Here is a 24,652-nt window from a genome sequence, read left to right on the forward strand (position 1 = left end):
GGGAGTCTGTCCCCTAAACGGGACATTGCTGTCCCATTACGATGCATCTCGTGCCAACCTACATCGAGGCCTGGCAGCCCTCGGGGCCGGAGCGTGCGTCGCTTGACGGCGAGCGACTGTCGATCGGCAAGAGCCCGGCGAACGATCTCGTCGTGCGCGATGCCACGGCGTCGCGGTTGCACGCCGTCATCGAGCGCCTCGGCCCAGGCTGGGTGATCCGCGACCTCGGCAGCCGCAACGGCACCTTCGTAAACGGCGAGCGCATCGTGGCCGATCGCGCCCTGCGCGGTGGGGATGAGATCCGCGTGGGCGCGGCGCGGCTGATCCTGCGCACCGACAATGTGGCGGTCGGCGAGTCGTCCACCGCCGTGGTGAATCCCGCGCCCAACCTCACCGCACGCGAGCGCGAGGTGCTGCGCGCCTTGTGCCGCCCGCTCCTCGCCGGCGACCTCCTTACTGCACCGGCGCCGGCGCGGGTCGTGGCCGACGAGTTGTTCCTGTCCGAAGAGGCGGTGAAGAAGCACTTGCAGCGGCTGTACGTGAAGTTCGGCATTGAAGGCGGATCGCCGGCCGAGCGGCGCACCCGGCTGGCAAACGAGGCGTTCCGGCGCGGCGCCGTCGGCATGGGGGATCTCGACCGTTGAGCTTGGTGGCGGGCCGGTACGCGCTTCTCGAACAACTCGGTGCCGGTGGACAGGGAACGGTCTTTCGCGCCGACGACACGCACACCGGTGAAGCGGTGGCACTCAAGCGACTCGACGGTCCGAGCGTCGCGCCCGTCGTGCCGCCGCATCCCGGCGTCGTTGCTCGGCGCGGCGACGCGGTGCACGACGGTGCTTCATGGGCGGTCATGGACTGGATCGACGGCCGCAGTGCCGCGACGGACCTACGTGCGAACGGCCCATTGTTGGCCGACGAGGTTCTGCGCCTGCTCGCGGCGGTCGCCGACGCGCTCGAGCATCTGCACGCTCACGGTGTCGTTCACGGTGACGTGAAGCCGGCGAACATCGTCGTGCGCCGCGACGGCGCGCCCGTGCTCGTCGACCTCACGGCGCCGCGGCCTGGCCACGGCACCGACGGCTACCGCGCGCCGGAGGTCGCCGCGGGCGCCCTGCCGGGCGCTTCCGCCGACACCTATGGTCTCGCGGCGACCGCCGTCGCGCTGCTGACCGGCGACCCGCCGGCGGGCGCCGGCGCCGCGCTGAACTCGATCTCTCCCGTGTGGCGGCGCGGTCTCGCGACGGATCCGGCTCGGCGGCCGCGACCCACCGAACTCGTGGCCGCCGTCGCGGAAAGCACACCGTCCAACCTGCCCCCACCGCTGACGGACGGCGACCGGCCCGACGAATTGGCGCGCCTGTTGGAGCTGCTCGCAGCGCACCGGTTGGTGTCGGTGACGGGACTGGCGGGCGTTGGCAAGGCGCGGCTCGTCGTAGAGGCCGGTAACCATCTGCGGCATCGCTACCCCGGCGGAGTGTGGCGCGTGCGCGTCGATGACGGACTGGTCCCCGCGTCGGTACGCGCGCTCTCCATGCCGGCGACGGCGGCGCTGGAGGACATAGCAGTGCGCCTCGGTGCTCTGCCCACGCTGTTCATCGTCGACGGCGCTGCGACGGCGGCGGAGGTCGACGAACTGCTGGCGGCGTGTAAAGGCATCGCGATGGTGCGCGCTGGCAAGGAGCCGCTGGGAATTGTGAACGAGGCCGTCGTTCCTTTGGTGCCCCGAGGCGAGGTTGTCCGCTTCGCGCTCTCCAAGGACGACCGGGCCGCGCTCGTGCGTTTGTCGACGTTCCGTGCGCCGTTCGACTCCGCCTTGGCCTGCGAGTTGGCATGCGTCGACGGTCCGCAGCTCTCCGATTTCGTGGCGCGCGGGCTGATCGAGGCGCTGGCGTCGGACACGTTCAGTGTCGCGTTCGAAGTCGGAGACGAAGACCTTGCGGTGCTGGCGGCCCTTCGCGCCTGGACGGCGAGGCGACTCGGGCACGGTGACATCCGGGCGTTCGAGCAAGCCCGTCCGCTGGTGGGTCGCGCCGTCGTGACGGGTGACGACGAATGGCTCGCCGAAGTGATCGCTGGATACGCCGACGAGGGGGTCTGCCGCGGTTTCGGAACGGAGGTTTACGCGGTACTCGACGCCGTTCGTGCCGCGCCCGGGACGTTCCCGCAGGCGTTCCGGCCTGCGTGTTTCGCCGAGGTGAGCAACCGCCACCTTCATCTCGAGGACATCACGGAGTGGGCGGCCCGCACCGGCGACGACGGAATTGCGGCGATCTGTGCGCTGCGCCATCTGGCGCGCCTCGACGACGACGAGTACACCGCGACGGAACTGCGCGGCCTGATCGCGACGTTTGTGGAAGTCGGCGACGAGTACACCGAAGCAGTGGCATGGGCTGACCTCGGCATCACGCTCGCCGGCCGGGGCGACACGGAAGGAGGCGTCGCCGCGTTGCGCCGATCGGCCCATCTCGCGCAGGCTGCGCCCAACCCCTGGACAGCGGGTATGGCGCACAACGCGCTGTCGACGCTCGTCGGCGTCGACCTGCGAGCGCCGGCGGCCGCGGCCGAGCACGCGCGCGAAGCGCTGGCGTGGTTCGAGCGCGCCGGCCATGCGATGCGCGTCTCCCAGGCGCGGGCCAACCTTGCGCTGTACACGTTTGACCTGGGTGCGCACGACGAAGCTCTTGACATCGCCGAGCGCGCCCTCGTCGACGCCGCCGCTTTAGGCGCACCCAGGTACGTCGTGGTCCCGCTGACGGTGATCGCCCTTGCCCATGCGAGCACGGATCCGGAGCGGACGCTGATGCTCATCGCCGCCGCGGACAACCTCGACCCTGGTCTCGGGACACGTCCACCCGACCGGGAACGTCTTGGTGCGGCGCGCATCGCTGCTCGCGCTGCGCTGGGTTCGGCGGCGGACGAAGTCGAGGCGCGGGGCGCGGCGCTCGATCTGCCGGCAGCGGTAGAGATAGCCCTTGCGCCCTAAAACGCTCTATAATCGAACGCCGCAGTTCAAAACGTTCGACACCGGTTGAGCGTGGACTCCTTTGGGGTCCACGCTCTTTTATTGCACCTTGAAAGGAGAGGGGATGGAGTTCGCCGACACCGTGCGCACGCTCGTCGAACCGGCCCTCGCCGCCAAGGGCTACGAAGTGTTCGACGTGGAATTCGGTGGCGGTCGCCTCGTCGTAACCGTCACTCGGCCCGGCCAGGCCCTCGACCTCGAGGCCCTCACCGAGGCCAACCACGTCGTGTCGGACCTGCTCGACGAGCACGACCCGATCCCGGCCGACCACTACCTGCTCGAGGTGTCGAGCCCGGGGCTCGAACGGGCCCTGCGCACGCCCGCGCACTTCCACGGCGCCCTCGGCGAGACGGTCAGCATCAAGACGAAGCCACACGTCGAAGGGGAACGTCGGCACCAGGGCCTGCTCGAGGCCGCCGACGACACCGGCGTGTCGGTTGGCGGCCGCAGGTTCAGTTACGCCGACATCGAGAAGGCCCGGACCGTGTTCGTCTGGGGCCCCGCACCGAAGCCCACGACCAAGAAGAAGAAAGTCGCCTCCACATGAACGCTGATTTCCTCGACGCTCTGCAATTGCTCGCCCGCGAAAAGGGCATCTCGGTCGACACGCTGCTCGACGCGCTGGCGAACGCCCTGGTCGCCGCCTACAAGCGGCTCGACACCGCGGCGGAAGAAGCCGTCGTCACCATCGATCCCGACACCGGCGAGATCAAGGTGTACGGCCAGGAACTCGACGAGGACGGCAACGTCGTGCGCGAGTGGGACGACACGCCTGAGGACTTCGGCCGCATCGCGGCGCAGACGGCGAAGCAGGTCGTGCTCCAGCGCATCCGTGAAGCCGAGCGCGACATGAAGTACGAGGAGTACGCCGGGCGCGAGGGCGACATCGTCACCGGCATCATCCAGCAGTCCGACAACCGCTACACGCTCCTCGACTTGGGCAAGGTCGAGGCGCTGATGCCGCAGGCCGAGCAGGTGCCCTACGAGCGCTACGAGCACGGCAGCCGCCTCAAGGCCTACATCGTCGAAGTGCGCAAGACCACCAAGGGTCCCCAGATCGTCGTGTCGCGCACCCACCCCGGTCTGATCAAGCGCCTGTTCGAGCTCGAAGTGCCCGAGATCGCCGGCGGCGTCGTCGAGATCAAGGCCGCGGCGCGCGAGCCGGGGCATCGCACCAAGATCGCCGTGTGGTCGAACGACCCCAACGTCGACCCCGTTGGTGCGTGCGTCGGCGCTCGGGGTGCCCGCGTGCGCATGGTCACCAACGAGCTGCGCGGGGAGAAGGTCGACATCGTGCCGTTCAGCGAGGACCAGCAGGAGTTCGTCATGCGCGCCCTCCAGCCGGCCAAGGTAAAGGAAGTCCGCCTCGACGAGGAGACGGGCACGGCCACCGTCATCGTCCACGACTTCCAGCTCAGCCTCGCCATCGGCAAAGAAGGCCAGAACGCCCGTCTGGCGGCGCGTCTGACGGGCTGGCGCATCGACATCAAGTCCGAAACCCAGATCGCCGAGGAAGAAGCCGGGTACGGCGGCGAGGAATGGGCCGAAGGCGAGTGGGTCACCGACCCGGATACGGGCGAAATGGTCTGGAAGTCCGCCGAGGGTGACGTGGTCTCGGCCGCCGAGTACGCCGCGGCGGAGGAAGCCGTCGAGGAAGACGAGATCAAAGAGCTGATGGAAGAGCCGGCCGCCGTCGAACTGTCGGGGGCGACTGAAAGCGAGGCCGACGCATAACGCCGCGGCGGACCTGCATCGGCTGTGGACGAGTCGATGCGCCGGGCCCGCTCGCCCGGATCGTGGCCACGCCTGCGGGCGAGGTGCGCTGGAGCGAGGTGTCGGCCGGGCGAGGTGCGTGGCTGTGCGTTGACTCGCCGGACTGCATCGAAATAGCCAAACGGCGCAAAGCGTTCACAAGGGCGCTGCGCACCGAAATCACGGGCGATCCGGCAATACAACTCAAGGCACCTGGCGAAGTTATGAGAAGCTAGAAGGCCGCATTTACAAGAAGGAACGATTTGCCTCAGAAGAAGATTCGAGTGCACGAGCTCGCCAAAGAGCTCGGGATGACGAACCAAGAGACACTCGATTTGGCGATCGCGCTCGGAATCGGGGTCAAGACCCACTCCTCGAGCATCGAAGACGCCCAGGCCGACCGCGTCCGTCGTCGCGCCGATGCCGACGGCCTACGCCGCGAGGTCCAGCCCGAAGAGCCGGCGCCCGTCAAGAAGACCTCCGCCAAGAAGGCCGCCGCGGCGAAGAAAGCTGCGCCCAAGGAAGAGGCGGCTCCGGTCGAGCCGGCCGCCGAGGCGCCTGCCCCGGTCGAGCCCGCGCCGGCCCCCGCACCCGCCGCCGTCGAGCCGGCCGAGGAGCCGCTGGCGCCGGCTGCTGCTGCGCCGCCGGCTCCCGAGCCATCGACGCGGGTCACCACCGGCCGCGTCGTCACGTCACGCCCCGCGAGCGAAGTCATCGCGCCGCGTCCGGCGCCGGTCGAACCGCCGCGTCCGCCAGCCACGCCGCGGCCGTCGGGTCCCGGCAGCCTCGATGGCCCGCCACGCCCGCGTCCAGTGGCCCCGGCCCAGCAGCCGGCCGCGGCTGCGCCGGCGCCGGCCCCGATCGCGCCGCCTGAAGGCGACACCCCACTTGCGCCCGCGGCTTCCGCGGCGCCTGCCGGCGCGCCGACTGCGCCCGCCACGCCGCGCCCGCCGATGTCGTCGAGCGGCAAGCCGATCCCGCCGCCTCCCGGTCCGCCCCGTTCGGCCAGTGGCAAGCCGATCCCGCCGCCTCCGGGCGTGCGGCGTCCGCTCGGCGCCGGCGGTCCCGGTGGTGGCCCTGGTGGGCCCCGCACGGGCGCACCTGGCCGTGGCGGTCCCGGGATGGGTGCCGGCCGTCCCGGTGGCCCTGGTGGCGCCCGCACCGGTGGTCCCGGTGGTGGCGGCGGTGGCTATCGCGGTGGTCCCGGTGGTGGCGGGGGTGGCGGCGGCTTCGGCGCCGGCTTCGGCACCCGTGGTGGCCCCCAAGCCGGCGGCCCCGGTGGCCGTCCCGGTGGCGGTGGCCCCGGTCAACGTGGGCGTCAGGGAGGCGCGCGTCGCCGTCGGCGTCGTCGCGATATGGAGGAGCTCGGGCCCAGCGCGGTAACGAGTTACACGCCGTCCAACGCGCCGGTCCCCGAAGGCGAAGTCATCATCGAGCGCGGCTCGTCGGCCCAGGAGGTCGGTCCCAAGCTGAACCGCACCGCCGGCGACGTCGTCCGCTTCCTGTTCCAGCAGGGCGAGATGGTCACGGCCACGCAGTCGCTCAGCGACGACGCCATCGAGTTGTTCGCCGTCGAACTCGGCGCCACCATCCGTCTCGTCGACCCCGGTCTCGAGCGCGAGGCGGAACTGACGGCCAAGTACTTCGACGACGAGGACGAGGACGAGGCTGATCTGCGGCCGCGCCCGCCGATCATCACGGTCATGGGTCACGTCGACCACGGCAAGACGCTGCTGCTCGACCGCATCCGCAACGCCAACGTCGTCGCCGGTGAGGCCGGTGGCATCACGCAGCACATCGGTGCGTACCAGACGGAGAAAGACGGCCGTCTGATCACCTTCATCGACACGCCGGGCCACGAAGCCTTCACGGCCATGCGCGCCCGCGGCGCGGACGTCACCGACATCGTCATCCTGATCGTCGCCGCCGACGACGGCGTCATGCCGACCACCATCGAGGCCATCGACCACGCCAAGGCGGCCGAGGTGCCGATCGTGGTGGCCATCAACAAGATCGACCGCGAGAACGCCAACCCCGATCGCGTCATGCAGCAGCTGTCCGAGCAAGGCCTCACGCCCGAAGCCTGGGGCGGCGACACCATCGTCGTGCAGATCTCGGCGCTGCAGAGCCTCGGCATCGACGACCTGCTCGAGCAGATCCTGCTCGTGGCCGACGTGCAGCTGGCCGACGAACTCGTGGCCAATCCCGAAGGCGCCTGCCGCGGCGTGGTGCTGGAGGCCAACCTCGACACCGGACGCGGCCCGGTCGCGACCGTCATCGTCGAGAACGGCACGCTGCGGGTGGGCGACACGCTGCTCGCGGGCGCAGCGTGGGGCCGCGTGCGCGCCCTCGTCGACGACAAGGGCGACAACGTGAAGGAGGCGTTGCCGTCGACGCCGGTGCAGGTGCTCGGTCTCAACGACGTGCCCGCGGCGGGCGACGACTTCCGCGTCGCCGACGACAAGGCGGCCAAGATTCTCGCCGAGCATCGCGAGCAGCGACAGCGCTTCGCCGGCCTCGCATCCAGTGCGGCGGCGACGGGTGGCGGCGCCAAGCTCGAGGACATCTTCGAGCAGATCCAGCGCGGCGAGACCGCCACGCTCAACGTCATCCTCAAGGCCGACGTGCACGGCTCGATGGAGGCGGTCACGGCGTCGCTGCGCAAGCTCGAACGCGACGAAGTGAAGCTCGCTTTCGTGCGCCGCGCCGTCGGCGGCATCACCGAATCCGACATCACGCTGGCGGCCACGTCCGGTGCCACGATCATCGGCTTCAACGTGCGTCCGGACCGCAAGGCCCGTGAACTCGCCGAGAACCTCGGCGTGGAGATGCGTCTCTACGAGATCATCTACAAGCTGCTCGAGGATCTCGAAGCCGCCATGGTCGGCATGCTCAAGCCGGAGTACGAGGAAGTCGTCACCGGCGAAGCCGAGGTCCGCGAAGTCTTCTCGACGCCGCGGGGCAAGGTGGCCGGTTGCTACGTCCAGTCGGGCGTCATCACCCGCAACTCGAAGGTGCGCTACCTGCGCGAGGGCACGATCATCTGGAAGGGCACGCTGCCGTCGCTGCGGCGCTTCAAGGACGACGTGCGCGAAGTGCAGGCCGGCTTCGAATGCGGCATGTTGCTCTCCGACTTCTCCGACCTTCAGGTCGGCGACGTCATCGAGACGTTTGAGGAGCGGGAGATTCCTCGCTCGTAGGCCGCGGGTCGAGGCGGCGGATGCCAAGTCCGCTCGCCACGGCGATACCGACTCCCAATCCGAACGACGCCGCCACGATCGGCCGCGCCACCGCGGCTGACAGGGCGAAGGGCACCTGTGAGCGCGAGAGCACGCTGAAGTCGGCGAGACCGCCGACCACGGCGACGATGAGGCCGCAGAACACCGCGGCGAAGAAGCCGTCGACACGCTTGCGCGCCAGCAACCACACGCCGAGCGCGCCCACGGCCCACGCCGGGATCGACACGATCGACGACGCAAACGTCTGGGCGATGTGCACGCCGAGCCCGCCGGCGTTGGCGAAGCCGATGGCGAGCGAGTGCACGATGTCGATGACGACGAGCGCGGCGGTCGCGAGCAGCACCGGCACGAACGGTGCAACGAGCAGCGACACCCCTATGACGACGACGAGCAGCACCAGTGCCAACAGCAACATCGGCGCCGGCGACGGCCCGGGCACCCACACCAGCGAACCGTGGGCGATGGCCGTCGTCGTCAGGTCGGTGACTTTGATCTGCCAGTCGTCCTGAACCACATGGCGTTCCCCCGGGTGTTGCCGGATCGGCAGCGGATTGATGCCGCCCATGAAGTGGATGCGATGGTCGTGCCAGCGCGCCACCTGCCCGCTCGCCACCTTGTGCCACACCGGCTGCTTGCGCGGATCGACGTCGGCAGGTGGGTTCGTGGTGCCCTGACGTGTCTTGTTGATGTAGGTGGCAGGGGAGTTGAGGTTCTGGAAGACGCCGCGCTTGTCGATGCGCAGGTACTGCTCGTCGACGTAGCCGAGCACGTAGATCGTCTTGGTGCCGGTGTAGCGCACCTCCACGCGGCTTCCGGCCTCGATGACCTTGATGTGCAGGCCCGGCAGCGTCGGCGACACGCGCGTGAGCGTCGTCTTGTAGTTGGTGGCGCCCGTGCCCGCGACGGTGTGGGCGAACGCCGGTGACGCCCCTGCCATCAGGAAAGACGCGGCGATCACTACGGTCACGATGATGCGGCGCATGCGAGTCATCCTCGCGCTCCTGGCCACGCTCACGGTGGTCACCATCGGCGCGGGCGCGCCGCGCGCCGACGCCCACTTCTGTTCGATCCCGGCGACGATCAAGGTCGGGCAGGACACGATGGTCAACATCGGGGTGGCCGCGGAGGAGGTGGCCGTCGAGGCAGTCGACATCCAGATCCCTGCCGGGTTCGCCCTGAAGGAGCCCGTCGGTTACCTCGGCTACACCGGCACCGTGGTGGGCAACTACGCCCACTTCGTCGGTGGGGAGATCGAGCCGTACACCTGCCACTACTTCGGCTTCTCGGGTCATGCCACCAAGCGGGGCCGTCTGGTCGCCGACATCATCACCACCGACAAGAACGGAACGAAGACCCGGTACTTCGACACGCGCACGATCTCGCAGTTCCCGGCCGAAGTTATCTACGCCGGCGTCGACCCCGCCGATTACGCGCCGAAGGTGCCGACGTCGTCCGGTGGGGTCAGCATCTGGGTGGCGCTGGCGGTGGCCGTCGGTGCCGGCGTGCTCGTCGTCGGCGGCGCCGTGCTCGTCAACCGTCGCCGCGCATGAGGCGTCTTGTCGCCGGGCTGTGGTTCGGCCTGGCACTGGCGGTGTTGGTTCAGACCGCGCCCACTCGTGGCAGCGCCCGGCCGCTGCCGGCCGTCGGCAAACCGTTCGTCCGGATGGAGTTACGCGACAGGGAGGTGATCGTCGCCGCCGCCCGCCGCTTCTTCGGGCCGCGCTACGGCGGCGCCTGGGTCACCGAAACGTCGCTCCACATCGGAGTCGTCGCCGCGCGCCCCGTCGACGGCTGGCGACTGCGGGGCCACGTGCACTCGAGCGCGGTCGTCGTCGACGCCACACCCCTGAATTACACCGCCCTCTCACGGCGCATCGACGGCGTCCGGGCGCTGCTTCCGGACAGTCCCAACTCGTTCGTCTTCTGGGAACCGGTCGACGAGCTCGACGTCGTCACGCCCTCAGCTGACGGCATGTTGCGCGCCCAGATCCGGGCCCAGGCGGCGCCCTTGCGGGTGCGGCTTATCGTCTCGGGCGCCTAGATGCTTCACAATGGAGGGGTGGCAGCGCGGGAGAACACTCGGCGGTACCCGCGAACGGCGCGGGTGGACCGGCTCGTGCAGGCCGTGGTCGCCGACTCGTTGGAGCGCAATGACGACGAGCGCCTGGGCATGGTCACGGTCACCGGGGTGCACGTCGACCCCGACCTGCGCCACGCCGTCGTGTTCTATGCCACCCGCGGCGCGGCGGACGACGACGTCGAGGAGGCGCTCGAAGAAGCGCGGATCGGCGTGCAGCGCGACATCGGCCGCGAGGTACGGATGAAGCGGACGCCCCAGCTCCGATTCGAGCGCGATCCGGCGATGGATGCAGGATGGCGGATCGAAGAGATCTTGCGGCAGCAGCGGGAAGGACGCGGTGACCAGTAGCGACCTCGACCGGGCAGCGGCGGCGATCCACGCCGCCGACTCCGTGGCGCTGGCGTGTCACGTCGCGCCCGACGGCGATGCCCTCGGCTCCATGCTCGGCCTCCACCATCTCTGCCTCGCCCACGGCAAGCCCTCGATCGCGTCGTGGCCCGCGCCGTTCGTGGTGGCGCCCCACTACGCCTACCTGCCCGGCCTCGAGATCGCTACGCCGCCCGAGGAGTTCCCCACCGCCCCCGACGTGATGATCACCTTCGACTGCGGCTCGCTCGCCCGCCTCGCCGAGTTGGGCGCCTCCGCAGTCAAGGCGCGTGAGCTGATCGTGCTCGACCACCACTTGTCGAACGACCGCTACGGCACCATCAACGTCATCGACATCGACGCCGCGGCAACCGCAGTCGTGGTGCGCCGCCTCGCCGAGCGATTGGGGTGGGCGCTGACGCGCGACGCGGCGATGTGCCTTTACACCGGCCTCGTCACCGACACCGGACGCTTCCAGTACCAGTCGACCACCCCCGAGGTCTTCGCCCTCGCCGAAGAGCTGGCGCGCTTCGACCTGCCGATCCCGGCGCTGTCGCGCCAGCTGTTCGAGGAGCATCGCCTGGCGTATCTGAAGCTCGCCGGCGCCTGCTTGGCGCGCGCCGAGCTCGACGAGCGCGACGGGTTCGTGATGGCGTGGGTCACCGCTGACGAACTGCACGACAGCGACGTCACCATCGAGGAGACCGAAGGCCTCATCGACCTCGTCCGCCGCACGAAAGAAGCCGAGGTGAGCGCGGTGCTGAAGGAAACGCCCGAAGGCATTCGCGTGTCGCTGCGCTCGGTCACCGAAGTCGACGTGTCGGCCGTCGCGGCCGGGTTCGGCGGTGGCGGGCACCGTTACGCGGCGGGCTTCACGTCGACGGCGTCGCTCGAGTCGGTCAAGGCCGCGCTGCGCGAAGCGGTGGCGGTCGCCGTCAAGGCTGTCGCTAAGGGCCAGTGATCGACGGATTCGTCGTCATCGACAAGCCGGCGGGGTGGACGAGCCACGACGTGGTGGCGCGCAGCCGCAAGGTCTTCGGGCAGAAGCGCGTCGGCCACGCCGGCACACTCGATCCCGACGCCACCGGTGTGCTCCTCGTCGGTCTCGGCCGCGCCACGCGTCTGTTGAAGTTCGTCGGTGACCTCGAGAAGGCCTACGTCGGCGAAGTCGTGTTCGGTGCGACGACGACCACGCTCGACGCCAGCGGTGAGGTCACCGCCACTTTCGACATGAGCGGGTTGACCCTCGACAACGTGCGCGCCGCCGCGACCGGCTTCGTAGGTGACATCGAGCAAATCCCGCCGATGGTGTCGGCCGTGCAGATCGACGGGCAACGGCTGCACAACCTCGCCCGCCAGGGTGTCGAGGTCGAGCGCAAGCCGCGCCCGGTCACCGTGCACTCCTTCGACGTGCGCGACTTCGTGGAACCGGGCGTCGTGCTCGTAGACGTCGTGTGCTCGACCGGCACGTATATCCGCACGCTGGCCGACGACTTGGGCCGCGCCCTCGGCGGGGGTGCGCATCTGCGCAACCTGCGCCGGCGGGCGGTGGGCTCGTTCTCGGCCGACGACGCCGTCCCGCTCGACGCGCTGTCACCCGACCACGCCCGCCCGATGGCTGACCTCGTCGTGCACCTGCCGACGATCGTCGTCGACGACGACGGTCTCGACGCCGTGGCGCACGGTCGGGCGCTGTTCGACGACACCTTCCTTGGCCTGGTCGCCGATCGCGTCGGCGTGCTCGACGCCGCGGGCCAACTCGTCGCCGTGTACCAGCCCGTCGACGAACGCCTCGTGCCCGATGTCGTGCTTGTAGGCAGTTAGCGTCTCGGTCGTGGACGTCGTAACCGAGCCGGGGGCCGCTCGCGCCATCGTCGGTGACCGCGGGTCAGTCGTCACGATCGGCGCGTACGACGGCGTGCACCTCGGACACCGCGCCGTGATCGACGAGGTCCGCCACCTGGCCGAGACGCGGGGCGCGCTCAGCGCCATGGTCACCTTCGATCGGCATCCGGCGACGGTGGTGCGGCCCGAGTCGGCGCCGTGCCGGTTGACGTCGCTCGAGCAGCGCCTCGAGTTGCTGGAGACGACCGGTCTCGACCTCGTGCTCGTCATCCGGTTCGACGAGGAGCGCTCGCACGAGACGGCCGAGGCGTTCGTCAACGAAGTGCTGCTCGACGGTTTGCGCGCCCGCGCGATCGTGGTCGGTCACGACTTTCACTTCGGCGCCAAGCGCGCCGGCAACGTCGAGATGTTGCAGCGCCTCGGCGCGGTGCACGACTTCGACGTGCTCGGTATGCGCCTCGTCGCCACCGGTGACGCCGCGGTGTCCTCGACCCGCATTCGCGGCTTGCTGCACGACGGCGAGGTCGTGCGCGCCGCCGCCCTGCTCGGCCGGCCCCACGAAGTGCGCGGCACGGTGATGCACGGCGACGCCCGTGGGCGCGAACTCGGCTTTCCGACGGCGAACGTGGCGGTGCCCGATGGCGTGTGCCTGCCGGCCGACGGCATCTACGCCGCGCTGTACACGACGCCCGACGGTGTCGCCCGTCCTGCGGCGGTATCCCTCGGTCGGCGCCCGACGTTCTACGTCGACGCCAAGGCGTCGCTGCTGGAGGCCTACGTCCTCGACTTCGACGGCGACCTGTACGACCAGCCGGCGGCGGTCGCGTTCGTCGAGCGCCTCCGCGGGGAGCAGCGGTTCGACCACGTCGACGACCTGATCAAGCAGATGCACGCCGACGTCGCCGCCACCCGAGCCGCGCTGGGCTTCTGAGCGCGTCTACGCAAACGCGGGGTAGGGCGGCAACACGTCGCAACCGGGCCAGCGCGCACGCATCGCGCGGGCTATCGCGGTCGCCAGCGTGGCGATCGAGGGGTACGTGTCGGCGTAGCCGGCAAGCATGGCGATGCGGTCGTGCACGTACTGGCGGCCGCGGGCGGGCGCCGTGATGCCGGCGGGCGCCATCGGCCGATCGGTCTCGGCCAGCCACTGCAACACGTGTGCCATCTGGAACACGTAGGCCACGACCGCCGCGCCCGTCGCGGCGCGGAACGCGTCCGCCTCGGGCGGGTCGAGCACGGCCATGAACGCGTCCTCCATCTGTTCGGTCGTGCCGCCGGGGAGCGCGGCGACACACCAGCACGTGCAGAACGGTGCGCGGGTGTAGGCGGCTTCGCTCGCCGCGTGGCGCCACCCCGCGCCCTCGAAGTCGAACAGCTTCATGGTGCCGTCGGCGAAGAGCCGGTTGTTGTCGGGACAGGCGTCGCTCGGGCCGAAGGCGAACCACGGCGTGTGCGCGCTGAGTGCGTCTTCGATCGCCGCGATGTCGCCGTCGACGTCGCCGGCGCACCCGAGCTCGCCGGCGAATGCGAGCAGCGCGTCCACGTTGCCGGCCAAGCTCAACCGCTCTGGTCGCGCGCCCTCGCTCAGCGACGGCTTGAGCGCCGCGGCCAGCGTTCGGGCCCAGAGCCGCAGTGCGTCGTGGGCGCGCGCCGGGTCGTCGCCCAGCAGCACGTCGGCCAGCGACTCGCCGGGACCGAAGTCCTCCATCACGACCACCCGCGGCCCGACCGCCACGAGCCCGGGTCGGAAGGCCTGAGGCAGCGTGCGCAGCGCTTCGACTTCGTTGCGGAAGCGTTCGACGGTTGCGTGCCGCTTGGCGATGTAGGTCTCGCCGTCGATCGCGACCCGGGCCAGCGCGGCGCGCCCGCTGTTGGTGAGGTCCTCGACCAGCACGGCGCCGGGCAGGACCTCGGCCACCTCGGCGAGCAGCTCGTCAGTCGTCATAGCGGCCCCGGCGTCCCGCCTTGATCTGCGACGTCCGGCGCTTGGCATCGAGACGGCGTTCCTTCGACGCCTTGGTCGCCCGGGTCGCCACCCGCGGCTTTTCGACCCGCAGCGCGCCCGCCAGCCGCTCGGCCAGGCGGGCGAGTGCGATCTCCTTGTTCCGCAGCTGGGAACGCTCGTCGCTCGCCACCACCCGCACGACCGGACCGAGCTTCTCCAGCAACCGGGCCTTCTGGCGGGGACCGAGGGCGGTGGAATTGGCCACGTCAAAGGTGACTTCGACCCGGGAATTCGAGGTGTTCACGTGCTGCCCGCCCGGTCCCGACGACCGCGACACGCTGATCCGCAGCTCGTGATCAGGGAGAATGCAGCTGCCGGAGACCCGCAACATGCTGCAAAAGGTACTGACCTGCTATCTTTGAACCCCGGTTACCGGACGCACGCGTCCGCTTCCCGTCGATCGAGAAATTCAAGGAAGCCCTGCTCCATGCCCACCACCGCTGAGGTCATCGCCCAATATGGCAAGCACGAGAAGGACTCGGGTACGCCCGAGGTCCAGATCGCGTTGCTCGAAGGACGCATCAAGCACCTCACGGAGCACCTGCGCACCCACAAAGGTGACCATCACACCCGCCGTGGTCTGATGCAGCTGATCGGTAAGCAGAAGCGCATCAAGGCGTACCTTGAGAAGACCGACATCGAGCGGTACCGAGCGATCGTGGCCGCCCTCGGCCACCGCCGATAACCGAAGCACTACTGCGAGCGCCCACCTAGGGCGCTCGTTGCACAACTGGCGACCAGCAGAAGCCAGCTGCCAGTTGCCGTTCCCCGAACACGTGGTTCGGAGGATGCCAACTGGGAACTGGCTCACCGTGTCGCCTCACACATAGAGGAGACAACCCAACGTGGGTTCCAAATTCGTTTCAGTGTCGGCGCCGATTTCGGGCACCGACAAGACGTTGTCGTTCGAGACGGGCAAGCTGGCGCAGCAGTCACAGGGCGCCGTCGTAGCCAAGATCGGCGAGACCACGGTGCTGTGCACCGCCAACGCCGCCAAGTCGGTCCGTGAGGGCACCGACTTCTTTCCGCTGACCGTCAACGTCGAAGAGCGCATGTACGCCGCCGGCAAGATCCCCGGCAGCTTCTTCCGCCGTGAAGGCCGTCCGACGGACAACGCCATCCTGACGTGCCGCCTCATCGACCGTCCGCTGCGCCCGTCGTTCCCCGACGGCTTCCGCAACGACGTCGACGTCGTCGCCACCATCATCGGCAACGACCAGGAGAACCCGCACGACGTGCTGGCGATCAACGCCGCGTCCGCCGCGCTGCGCATCTCGGGCATCCCGTTCGAGCACGCCATCGGCGCGGTGCGCATGGGCTTCAGCCAGGAAGGCGAGTGGCTCCCGCACGTGTCCTACGACGACGGCGACGAGTGCACCTTCGAGATCGTGGTGGCCGGTCGGATCGTCGGTGACGACGTCGCCATCATGATGGTCGAGGCCGGCGGCACCGAGAAGGCGTGGGACTACTACCAGGCCGGCGCCCCCAAGGTCACCGAAGAGCGCATCGCCGAGGGCCTCGAACAGGCCAAGACGTGGATCCGCGAGTCGTGCCTGCTGCAGGATGAACTGGTCAAGCAGGTCGGCGAGGTCGAGCCGCTGCAGTTCACCGTCGGCGTCGACTACGAGGACGACGTGTACGAGCGCGTTGCCGCCATCGCGTCCGACGACATCGCCAAGGCGTGCACCATCATCCAGAAGGCCGAGCGCAACGATGCCCTTGACGCCATCGCCGCCAGCGCGCAGGAGACCCTCGCCGAGGAGTTCCCCGACCGCGGCAAGGAGATCAAGGCTGCGGTTCGCTCGCTGACCAAGAAGGCGGTGCGCGCCCGCATCGTCAACGACGGCGTGCGCATGGACGGCCGCGGTCCGGCGGACCTGCGCCCGATCTCAGCCGAGGTCGGCCTCATCCCCACGGCGCACGGCACTGGCCTGTTCCAGCGTGGTGAGACCCAGGTTCTCAACGTCCTCACCCTGGGCATGCCGAAGATGGACCAGATGCTCGACAACATCGCCGGCGAAGACAAGAAGCGCTACATGCACCACTACAACATGCCGCCCTTCGCCAACGGCGAGACGGGCCGCATGGGTTCGCCCAAGCGCCGCGAGATCGGCCACGGCCTGCTCGCCGAGCGCGCCCTGCTCCCGGTCGTGCCCCACGTCGAAGAGTTCCCGTACGCGCTGCGCCTGGTGTCCGAAGTGCTGGCGTCGAACGGCTCGACGTCGATGGCGTCGGTGTGCTCGTCGACGCTGTCGCTGATGGACGGCGGCGTGCCGATCAAGGCGCCCGTCGCCGGCATCGCCATGGGCCTCGTCTACGCCGAGGGCAAGTACACGCCGCTGACCGACATCCTCGGCGCCGAAGACGCCTTCGGTGACATGGACTTCAAGGTCGCCGGCACCGCCGACTTCGTCACCGCGCTTCAGCTCGACACCAAGATCGACGGCCTGCCCGCCGAGGTGCTCGCCCAAGCACTCACCCAGGCCCGCGACGCCCGCCTCAAGATCCTCGAGATCATGGCCAGCGCCATCGCCGAGCCGCGTGAGGAAGTGGCCGACAGTGCCCCGAAGATCGTCAGCTTCGAGATCCCGATCGACAAGATCGGCGAGGTCATCGGCCCCAAGGGCAAGGTCATCAACGCCATCCAGCAGGAAACCGGCGCCGACATCGGCGTCGACGACGACGGCATGGTGGGCACGGTCACCATCGGCTCGACCGACGGTGGCGCCGTCGCCGAGGCCCGTCGCCGCATCGAGCTGATCCTCGACCCGCCCCGGGCGCACGTGGGTGAGACGTACAAGGGCCGCGTGGTGAACATCACCAAGTTCGGCGCGTTCGTCAACATTCTCCCGGGCCGCGACGGCCTGCTGCACATCAGCAAGCTCGGCCAGGGCAAGCGCATCGACAAGGTCGAAGACGTCGTCGATCTCGGTGACGAGGTCGAGGTGCGTGTCGACGACATCGACCAGCAGGGCAAGGTCAGCCTGTCGATCGCCGGCGACGCGCCGGCGGCCAAAGAAGGCGGCGCGTCGACTGAGGCGTCGTCGGAAGGTGGCGCCGTCGCCACGGCCAGTTTCGAGGAATTCCTCGACGAAGAGCTGGGCGATTCGCTCGGTGATCTCGGCCCCGCCGAGGAGCGTGCGCCGCGCAGCGAGGGGGACCGCGGTCCGCGTCGCAACCCGCGTCGCGGTGGCGGACGCCGCTAGCGCGCTTGCTGAACTCCACCCGTCTTGACTCGGGCCTAACCGTCGTTACCGAGCGCGTCCCTGCGGCGCGCTCGGTGGCGTACGGGGCCTGGGTGGGCACCGGTTCGCGCGACGAGTCCGCCGAACTTGCCGGGGCGTCGCATTTCCTCGAGCACCTGCTGTTCAAGGGGACGGCGACTCGTTCGACCGCCGACATCGCCGAGGCGATCGACGCCATGGGCGGTGACATGAACGCCTTCACGTCGCGCGAGCACACCGGCTTTCACGTCAAGTGCCTCGACGACGACGGCGCCGAAGCCCTCGACATCCTCGTCGACATCATGGCGGCGCCGGTGATCGCGCCGGCCGACGTAGAAGTCGAGCGGGGCGTGATCGTCGAGGAGATTCTCGAACGCGACGACGAACCCGCCGATTGGGTGCACGATTTCGTTCTCCAGTCGACGTATCCGCACAACGCTCTGGGCAATGACGTCCTCGGCTCGCAAGAGTCCATCGAGGTGATGCCCCGCGACGCCATCGCCGAGTTTTTCGCCACCAACTACACGCCGGCGAACATCGTCGTCGCCGCGGCCGGCGCCGTCGACCACGACGCGGTGTGCGCCGCCGGTGAGGCGATCGCCGCGGCGCGGGCCGCAGCGCCCGCAGGCAAGGCGCGGCCGACGCCAGCGCGCCCGGCGGCCGCGGTGGCCGTCGACGTGCAGGACACCGAACAGGTGCATCTGTGCATCGCGCTGCCCACCGTCGACCAGCACAGCGACGACCGTTACGCCCTCGCCGTCGTCGACCAGCTGCTCGGCGGAGGGTTGTCGTCGCGGCTGTTCCAGGAGGTGCGCGAGAAGCGGGGCCTGGCGTACACGATCTACAGCTACCGGTCGCTGTTCAGCGACGCCGGCCTGCTCGTTATCTGCGCGGGCACCGCGCCGGCGAAGGTGTGCGACACGCTCGACATCATCGGCACGGAGTTGGCGCGCGTCGCCCACGACGGTGTCGCCGCCCGCGAGCTCGACATCGCCCGGCGCCACCTCGTCGGGGCGTTCCACCTCGGTCTCGAAGACACGGGGTCGCGCATGGCGAGCATCGCGTCGTCGCAACTGGCGCTCGGGCGCGTCGACGAGGTCGACGTGGCGGCGCAGCGCATTCGCGACGTGACGGCCGAAGACGTGACGCGCGTCGTCCAGGACCTCGCCGCTGCACCCCGCGTCGTGGCCGTCGTCGGCCCGGTGAGTGAAACCGAGATCTCCGAACACGTCGCTCGCTGGTAAAAACAGCGGATGGCAGATCCCATTCGCGTTGGCGTGTTCGGGGCCGCAGGTCGCATGGGTCGCACCATCTGCGCCGCCGTAGCCGCTGACGGCGCGCTCGAACTGGTGGCGGGCGTCGACCCGTACGCCGAGGGCGAGTCGGTGCAGGGCATCACGGTGGCCAAGGAGGCGCACGCCTTCGCCGACGCCGGCGTGCAGGTGGCCATCGACTTCACGGTGATCGACGCGGCCCGCGTCAACGCCGCGTGGTGCGCCACGCACGCCACCCACGCGGTGATCGGCACCAGCGGCTTCGGTGACAAGGACATCGACGACTTGCGCCACTTGTTCACCGGCGACGGGGCGCCCAATTGCATCGTCGCCGCCAACTTCGCCGTGGGCGCGGTCCTCGACGGCTACCTGGCGGCCAAAGCGGCGCCGTTCTTCGACACAGTCGAGATCATCGAGATGCACCACGACGGCAAAAAGGACGCACCGTCGGGCACCGCCATCGACACCGCGCAGCGCATCGCAGCGGCGCAGGGGGAGTGGGCGGCGGACCCGACGACCATCGAACACATCGCGGGCGCCCGCGGCGCCAAGGGCGCGGCCGGCATCCCGATTCACTCCGTGCGCATGCGCGGCATGATCGCCTCGCAAGAGGTGATCTTCGGCACCACCGGCCAGTCGCTCACGATCCGCCATGACACCTTCGACCGCACGTCGTTCATGCCGGGCGTGCTGATGGCGACGAAGGCGGTCGTCGACCGCCCGGGGCTCACCGTGGGTCTCGCCGACCTGATGGGGCTGAGCTGATGCGCGCCGTCACCGCCTACGCGACCGCGGCTCCCGGCGCGCCGTTCGAGAAGACGACCATCGAGCGCCGCGACCTCGGCGCCCACGACGTATCGGTCGCCATCAAGTACGCCGGCATCTGCCACTCCGACATCCACACCGCGCGGGGCGAATGGGGTGAGACGATCTACCCGCTGGTGCCGGGCCACGAGATCACCGGCGTCGTCGACGCCGTCGGTTCCGCGGTCACGCGGCACAAGGTCGGCGACCGCGTCGGTGTCGGTGTCATCGTCGACTCGTGCCGCGAGTGCGCGTCGTGCGTCACCGATCGTGAGCAGTACTGCGAGGTCGGCGCCACCGAGACCTACGGCGCCATCGGCCGCGACGGGCGGGTCACTCACGGCGGCTACTCGACGCACGTCGTCGTCGACCAGGACTTCGTGTTTCGCATCCCCGACGCGCTCGCCCTCGACGCCGCCGCGCCGCTGCTGTGCGCCGGAATCACGCTGTACTCGCCGCTGCGGCACTGGGGCGCGGGAAACGGTAAGTCGGTGGCCATTGTGGGCATGGGTGGGCTCGGTCACCTCGGGGTGCAGCTGGCCCACGCGATGGGGGCGGAGGTGACGGTGCTGTCGCACAGCCTCGCCAAGCAGGACGACGGCGCGCGGCTCGGTGCCAGCGCGTACTACGCCACCAGTGACGCAGCGACCTTCGACGCGTTGCGGGGCCGCTTCGACCTGATCGTGAGCACGGTGTCGGTGCCGATCGACCTCGAGGAGTACCTGTCGCTCCTGCGGGTGGACGGGGCCTTCGTGCTCGTCGGGCTGCCGCCGGAGAAGATGGAGTTCAAGGCCGGGTGGGTGGCAACCGACCGCCGCACCCTCGCCGGTTCCTGCATCGGTGGTCTCGCCGAGACCCAGGAGATGCTCGACTTCTGCGCGCGGCACGGCGTTGCCGCCCTCGTCGAGACGATCCCGGCGTCACAGATCGACGAGGCATGGGACCGCGTCGTCGCCAGCGACGTGCGCTACCGCTTCGTCATCGACGCGTCGACGATGTAACTACGCCGTGATCGTCCAGTGGCGCGTGGCGGCGGGGCCGGCGGTGCCGTTGGCCGTGGCGCGCACCGCGAAGGTGTGGTCGCCGATCGCCTGGTCCTCGTAGACGACCGGACTCGAACACGGCGTGAAGGCGGTGCTGTCGAGGGCGCATTCGAACGTCGCTCCCTTGACGTCGGCGGTAAACGCGAAGCCCGACACCTCGTTGGTGGTCGTGCCCGACGGGCCGGCCGTGATCGTGGTCGTCGGCATGCCCGAGGCGCGCACGGCGCCGCCGCTCGGTGCGCTGCTCGACTGCGTCCAGGTCTGGGTGAGGATGGGCGACAGGTTGCCGGCGGCGTCGTAGGCGCGCGAGCGCAGCACGTGCGGCCCGTCGGCGAGCGAGTACAGGATCATGAACGTCGGGTCGCCGTCGAAGTACGGCCCGCCGTCGACGGAGAACACCCACTTCACGGTTTCGTTCGCACTGACCTTCACGAAGGGGTCCGGACCCATCGTCCCCGCCGGCGACGTGCCGCTGATCGTCGGCGCGGTGCGGTCGATGACCCACTGGTAGTTGGTCGTCGCGGCGTTACCGACGGCGTCGACGGCGGTGACGCCGAGAACGTGCGTGCCGTTGGCCAGGGTGCCGGTGGTGAGTGTGCCGCTGTCGCACGGCGACTGAGCCCCGGTGTCGATCCGGCACATCACCGGTGCGCCGACCGGTTCACCGAAGCCGAAGGCGAACGACGCCGTTTGCTGCTTGGTTTGCCGCGCCGGCGCGCTCGTGAACGCCGCCGTGGGTCCGGCGTTGTCGACGCGGAACCACGCCTCGCTCGGTGGGCTCGTCTGCACCCCGCCCGGCCCGGTGCCGCGCACGCGGAAGATCCAACGACCGTCGCGCAGGTTGCTGTAGGCGTATCCGGTGTCGGGCGAGCACGGCTTCCAGGCGCCGACGCCCGTCGCGCTGAGTTGGCACTCGACGTTGGTGGTGGCCACGGCCGGCCGGAACCGGATCGTGCCCGAGCGCTGGCGGCTGGCAGCGGGCACGCCGCTGATGCCATACGACGGCCCGACGCGGTGGATCGAGAACGTGCGCGTTTCCGGCGTCGGGTCGGCCGTGCCGTTCGGGGCGACGGCGGCCACGCGGAACGTGTAGTCACCGTCGGCGAGCGGGCCGGCGGCGAAGCCGGCGGCGGGGCACGGGCCGTCAGACACGACGACGGCGTCGCGCAGCAAGCTGCAGGTGAAGGTCGCGGTGCGTGTGTCGGCGAAGTAGGTGAAGCCGACGGTGCGCACCGCCACCAACGACCCGTTCGGTCCCGTGGTGGCGCGCAGCAGCGTCGTGTTGGGTGTGTGGGGTGCCGTGCGCTGTTGTAGTTCGGTGTCGAGCCGCGCCTGTTCGGCCGCCCACGTCGGGTTGCCGGCCAGGTTGTGCAGTTCGTTCGGATCCGCGCTGAGGTCGTACAGCTCGCGCTCACCGGTCGCGTAGGCCACGTACTTCATTCGGCTCTCGACGACACCCAAGAACGACGGGGGCGCGAACGCACCGAGGCTCCAGTACAGCGGGCGCGTCACGCCGCACGGGTAGCTCGGGCCCTCGCAGTGCTCGATGATCGCGGCGCTGCGTACCGTGGCGGCGTCGCCGCGCACGAGCGGCATCAGCGACGTTCCGTCGACGTTCCACTGAATGCCCGCCTCGTCGGCGAAGGTCGGGGCGAAGTCGATGTTCTGCACGAGGGCGTGCGACGTCGTGCCGACGAGCGACGCCTTCATCTGCGCCGGGTAGCGGATCGCCATCGGCGTGCGCACCGCCTCCTCGTAGGCAACCTCCTTGAAGTGGCCGCGGTGCTCGCCGTAGAGGTAGCCGTTGTCCGACACGTAGACCACGAGCGTGTTGTTCGCCCGCGCGCCGAGGCCGGCGAGCAGCGTCTTGACCGAGTCGTCGAGGCCGCGCACGGCGCGGGTCATCGACACGAAGTCGTTGTCGAGCCGAGCGGTGAGGCCGGCGTCGAAGGGCGGGATGCGCGTGTAGTTCGGCTTGTTCGCCGCTGTGGTGTCCTCGTTCCATGACGGGCCCCGCGGCGGCGTCACCGGCAGGGTGGCGTAGCGCGGGTCGTTCGCCGGCATGTGGGGCGACGTCGGCGTGTACATGGCGAAGAACGGCTTGTCCGCCGGCGTGGACCCGATGAAGTCGGTCAGGTAGTCGGCGAGGATTTCTGGGGCGACGCCGGTGCGGTTCGTCCACGTGCCGTTGACGTTGAGCTTCGGGTCGACGAGCGAGTACGACGAGCCGCCGTTGCCCTGACACACCCACAGGTCGAACTCGGGCTTGGGGCTGGCGCACGCGTGGCTGTTGAGGTACTTGCCGGCGATGGCCGTGCGGTAGCCCGCCTGGTGGAGGGCGTCGACGATCGTCGGGCGGGTCATGTCGAGTTCGTTGCTATCGACGCCCGTGTTCTGTTCGAACAATCCGGTGAGGAGCTCGCTGCGCGACGGGCAGCACAGGCTCGAGGCGACGTAGTGGCGGTCGAACAACTCGCCCCGGTCGACGATCTGGCTGAACACCGTCGGCATGAGCGACCGGTTGAACGTCGAGTTGGCCTGGTCGTCAGCGACGATCATGAGGATGTTCGGCTTCGGCGGCGTCAGTGCGGCCGAGTGCGCCGGCGCGGTCGACAGCGCAACCGCGAGCGTGGTAACGAGCGCCAGCACCGTCGCGAGATGCAGGAAGCGCCTCACTCGTTCTCGTTGGCTTCGATCGACGCTTCGAGCTCGTCGGCCATGGCGCTGACGCCGCGCATCTCGGCCGGTTCCGTCCCCTTCTTGCGGTTCATCGCCCACTGGAGCGCGAACAGCGCGATGGAGATCGCGACCAGCGGCCACTGGTAGTGGTGGATGAAGCGCAGCACCGGGTCGAGCACCGGCTTGAACAGGTTCGCCGTCTTGCGGATGAAGATCAGTCGGGCGACGGTGCCGGTCACGTTGAGGGTGACGAACCACGGGATGTTCATGCCCGATGCGCCCGCCAGTAAGCACACGTAGGCGTTGGGCGCCAGGAACACGATGACCGGCCCGGCGCGCGTGAACCACTTCTTGATGAACGGCACGGTCCCGCTGTTGCCGGTGTTGCGTTCGATCCAGTCGAGGGCGCCGTCGCCGAACCAGCGGCCGAGGAGGAAGTAGAGCGGGTCGGTGAGCACCAGGCGGAAGAACGACACGCCGTAGAACACGACGGGGTTCACGCGGTTCGACGCCAGGATCAGGTAGCGGTTGATCGGGTTGAAGAAGATCACGACGACCGGGTGGCTGTTGATCAACGCCGGCGAGGCGAATCCGACGATGGTGCCCGACGCCCAGAACGCCACGATCGGGACGAGCAGGATCGTCAGTTTCTTCCGACGAGCGCGGCGCTCCTCGTCGGTGCGCACCGGCTCGGTCATCGCGTGATCGTACGATGCCTCCATGCGGGCTCGCGAGCGCGGCGTGTCGACCGAGCGCTTGCTCCAGGCGACCTTCGCCTGCGTGGCGCGCTACGGGATCGCCAAGACGACGATCGAAGACGTCGCCCGCGAGGCCGGGATCAGCCGCGCCACCGTCTACCGCCAGTTCCCCGGCGGCAAGGACCAGCTCATCAGCGAGACGATCCGGTGGGAGACAGCCCGGTTCTTCGCCGAGTTGGCCGAAGCCATCGACCACGCGCCGGATTTCGAGACGACATTGGAGGAGGCGATCGTGTTCGCCCGCGCCGCGCTGGCCCAACACGCCGTGTTCCAGAAGGTGCTCGAAACCGAACCCGACCTCCTGCTGCCGCGGATGAGCGTGGACGACTCGCTGGTGCGGGCCATGGTCGCCACCTTCCTGAAGACCCACCTGGCGCCCGAGGCCGAGCGCCTGGCCGACGGCGTGACCGTCGACCAGGTCGCCGACCACGTTTCGCGGCTGCTTTTGTCGTTCTTCAACGCCGAGGGGAGCTGGGACCTCACCGACCGCGATCAAGTGAATCGCCTGGTCAGAACGCAGCTTTTGGCCGGAGTGTTCCGATAAGACGCTGAGACACCATT

At 69.3% G+C, this 24,652-nt stretch carries 22 protein-coding genes; 17 read left to right on the top strand and 5 right to left on the bottom strand.

The genetic code is table 11. The features are described 5' to 3' along the window. The first annotated feature begins 50 nt into the window (after window positions 1–50). From VHC63_04400 to infB, 5 genes are all read left to right on the top strand, one after another. Complete coding sequence (locus VHC63_04400; protein ID HVV35821.1) at window positions 51–644, top strand: FHA domain-containing protein; 594 nt, start codon at window positions 51–53, stop codon at window positions 642–644. A 5-nt stretch (window positions 645–649) separates the two neighbouring features. Beyond that, a complete protein-coding gene (locus VHC63_04405; protein HVV35822.1) occupies window positions 650–2,983 on the top strand; it encodes a serine/threonine-protein kinase in 2,334 nt (777 codons plus the stop codon). 103 nt (window positions 2,984–3,086) lie between these two features. Next, window positions 3,087–3,569, top strand: coding sequence for a ribosome maturation factor RimP (gene rimP / locus VHC63_04410; protein HVV35823.1), 483 nt, complete (start codon window positions 3,087–3,089; stop codon window positions 3,567–3,569). Then, window positions 3,566–4,756, top strand: a complete 1,191-nt coding sequence (nusA, locus tag VHC63_04415) for a transcription termination factor NusA (GenBank protein ID HVV35824.1) — start codon at window positions 3,566–3,568, stop codon at window positions 4,754–4,756. Before rimP ends, nusA begins: the two co-directional genes overlap by 4 nt. Window positions 4,757–5,058: 302 nt before the next feature. Further along, entirely contained in the window at window positions 5,059–7,974 is a 2,916-nt protein-coding gene (infB, locus tag VHC63_04420) for a translation initiation factor IF-2 (protein ID HVV35825.1), read from the top strand. On the opposite strand, the gene VHC63_04425 is transcribed toward infB, so the two are convergent. Then, window positions 7,934–8,995 carry a hypothetical protein gene (locus tag VHC63_04425; GenBank protein HVV35826.1) on the bottom strand — a complete coding sequence of 354 codons (1,062 nt, stop codon included), beginning with the start codon at window positions 8,993–8,995 and terminating at the stop codon, window positions 7,934–7,936. The two genes, infB and VHC63_04425, sit on opposite strands and share 41 nt — an antisense overlap. Here VHC63_04425 and VHC63_04430 point away from each other — a divergent pair. From VHC63_04430 to VHC63_04455, 6 genes are read left to right on the top strand one after another with little or no spacing between them, the layout of a single operon-like run. Further along, window positions 8,985–9,563: a hypothetical protein gene (locus VHC63_04430; GenBank protein HVV35827.1), complete on the top strand. Its 579-nt coding sequence runs from the start codon at window positions 8,985–8,987 to the stop codon at window positions 9,561–9,563. The two genes, VHC63_04425 and VHC63_04430, sit on opposite strands and share 11 nt — an antisense overlap. Beyond that, the gene (locus VHC63_04435) at window positions 9,560–10,054 is read left to right on the top strand and encodes a hypothetical protein (GenBank protein HVV35828.1); all 495 of its coding nucleotides are present in this window, start codon (window positions 9,560–9,562) and stop codon (window positions 10,052–10,054) included. The genes VHC63_04430 and VHC63_04435 overlap by 4 nt, the downstream gene beginning before the upstream one ends. After that, window positions 10,055–10,441 (top strand): 30S ribosome-binding factor RbfA, encoded by a 387-nt coding sequence (gene rbfA / locus VHC63_04440; protein ID HVV35829.1) that lies wholly within the window; start codon window positions 10,055–10,057, stop codon window positions 10,439–10,441. Next, window positions 10,431–11,420 (top strand): bifunctional oligoribonuclease/PAP phosphatase NrnA, encoded by a 990-nt coding sequence (locus tag VHC63_04445; GenBank protein ID HVV35830.1) that lies wholly within the window; start codon window positions 10,431–10,433, stop codon window positions 11,418–11,420. Before rbfA ends, VHC63_04445 begins: the two co-directional genes overlap by 11 nt. Beyond that, entirely contained in the window at window positions 11,417–12,283 is an 867-nt protein-coding gene (gene truB, locus VHC63_04450; protein ID HVV35831.1) for a tRNA pseudouridine(55) synthase TruB, read from the top strand. The genes VHC63_04445 and truB overlap by 4 nt, the downstream gene beginning before the upstream one ends. A gap of 10 nt (window positions 12,284–12,293) precedes the next feature. Beyond that, window positions 12,294–13,235: a bifunctional riboflavin kinase/FAD synthetase gene (locus tag VHC63_04455; protein ID HVV35832.1), complete on the top strand. Its 942-nt coding sequence runs from the start codon at window positions 12,294–12,296 to the stop codon at window positions 13,233–13,235. A gap of 6 nt (window positions 13,236–13,241) precedes the next feature. On the opposite strand, the gene VHC63_04460 is transcribed toward VHC63_04455, so the two are convergent. Continuing rightward, window positions 13,242–14,249: a hypothetical protein gene (locus tag VHC63_04460; protein ID HVV35833.1), complete on the bottom strand. Its 1,008-nt coding sequence runs from the start codon at window positions 14,247–14,249 to the stop codon at window positions 13,242–13,244. After that, a complete protein-coding gene (gene arfB, locus VHC63_04465) occupies window positions 14,239–14,637 on the bottom strand; it encodes an alternative ribosome rescue aminoacyl-tRNA hydrolase ArfB (protein HVV35834.1) in 399 nt (132 codons plus the stop codon). Before arfB ends, VHC63_04460 begins: the two co-directional genes overlap by 11 nt. A 99-nt stretch (window positions 14,638–14,736) precedes the next feature. On the opposite strand from arfB, the gene rpsO reads away from it, so the two are divergent. From rpsO to VHC63_04490, 5 genes are all read left to right on the top strand, one after another. After that, the gene (gene rpsO / locus VHC63_04470; GenBank protein ID HVV35835.1) at window positions 14,737–14,994 is read left to right on the top strand and encodes a 30S ribosomal protein S15; all 258 of its coding nucleotides are present in this window, start codon (window positions 14,737–14,739) and stop codon (window positions 14,992–14,994) included. Window positions 14,995–15,175: 181 nt separating this feature from the next. Next, complete coding sequence (locus VHC63_04475) at window positions 15,176–17,515, top strand: polyribonucleotide nucleotidyltransferase (protein HVV35836.1); 2,340 nt, start codon at window positions 15,176–15,178, stop codon at window positions 17,513–17,515. A 5-nt stretch (window positions 17,516–17,520) separates the two neighbouring features. Beyond that, a complete protein-coding gene (locus tag VHC63_04480) occupies window positions 17,521–18,777 on the top strand; it encodes a pitrilysin family protein (GenBank protein ID HVV35837.1) in 1,257 nt (418 codons plus the stop codon). Between the two features lie 9 nt (window positions 18,778–18,786). Next, complete coding sequence (gene dapB / locus VHC63_04485; protein HVV35838.1) at window positions 18,787–19,572, top strand: 4-hydroxy-tetrahydrodipicolinate reductase; 786 nt, start codon at window positions 18,787–18,789, stop codon at window positions 19,570–19,572. Then, window positions 19,572–20,612 carry an NAD(P)-dependent alcohol dehydrogenase gene (locus tag VHC63_04490; GenBank protein HVV35839.1) on the top strand — a complete coding sequence of 347 codons (1,041 nt, stop codon included), beginning with the start codon at window positions 19,572–19,574 and terminating at the stop codon, window positions 20,610–20,612. Before dapB ends, VHC63_04490 begins: the two co-directional genes overlap by 1 nt. On the opposite strand, the gene VHC63_04495 is transcribed toward VHC63_04490, so the two are convergent. After that, entirely contained in the window at window positions 20,613–23,330 is a 2,718-nt protein-coding gene (locus tag VHC63_04495) for a sulfatase-like hydrolase/transferase (GenBank protein ID HVV35840.1), read from the bottom strand. Further along, window positions 23,327–24,031 (bottom strand): hypothetical protein, encoded by a 705-nt coding sequence (locus VHC63_04500; protein HVV35841.1) that lies wholly within the window; start codon window positions 24,029–24,031, stop codon window positions 23,327–23,329. The genes VHC63_04495 and VHC63_04500 overlap by 4 nt, the downstream gene beginning before the upstream one ends. Window positions 24,032–24,053: 22 nt before the next feature. Here VHC63_04500 and VHC63_04505 point away from each other — a divergent pair, with 22 nt between their 5' ends. Beyond that, window positions 24,054–24,635: a TetR/AcrR family transcriptional regulator gene (locus tag VHC63_04505; GenBank protein HVV35842.1), complete on the top strand. Its 582-nt coding sequence runs from the start codon at window positions 24,054–24,056 to the stop codon at window positions 24,633–24,635. Window positions 24,636–24,652 lie beyond the last annotated feature (17 nt).

It is taken from the genome of Acidimicrobiales bacterium (assembly GCA_035546775.1).
In the GTDB taxonomy this organism is placed as follows: domain Bacteria; phylum Actinomycetota; class Acidimicrobiia; order Acidimicrobiales; family JACCXE01; genus JACCXE01.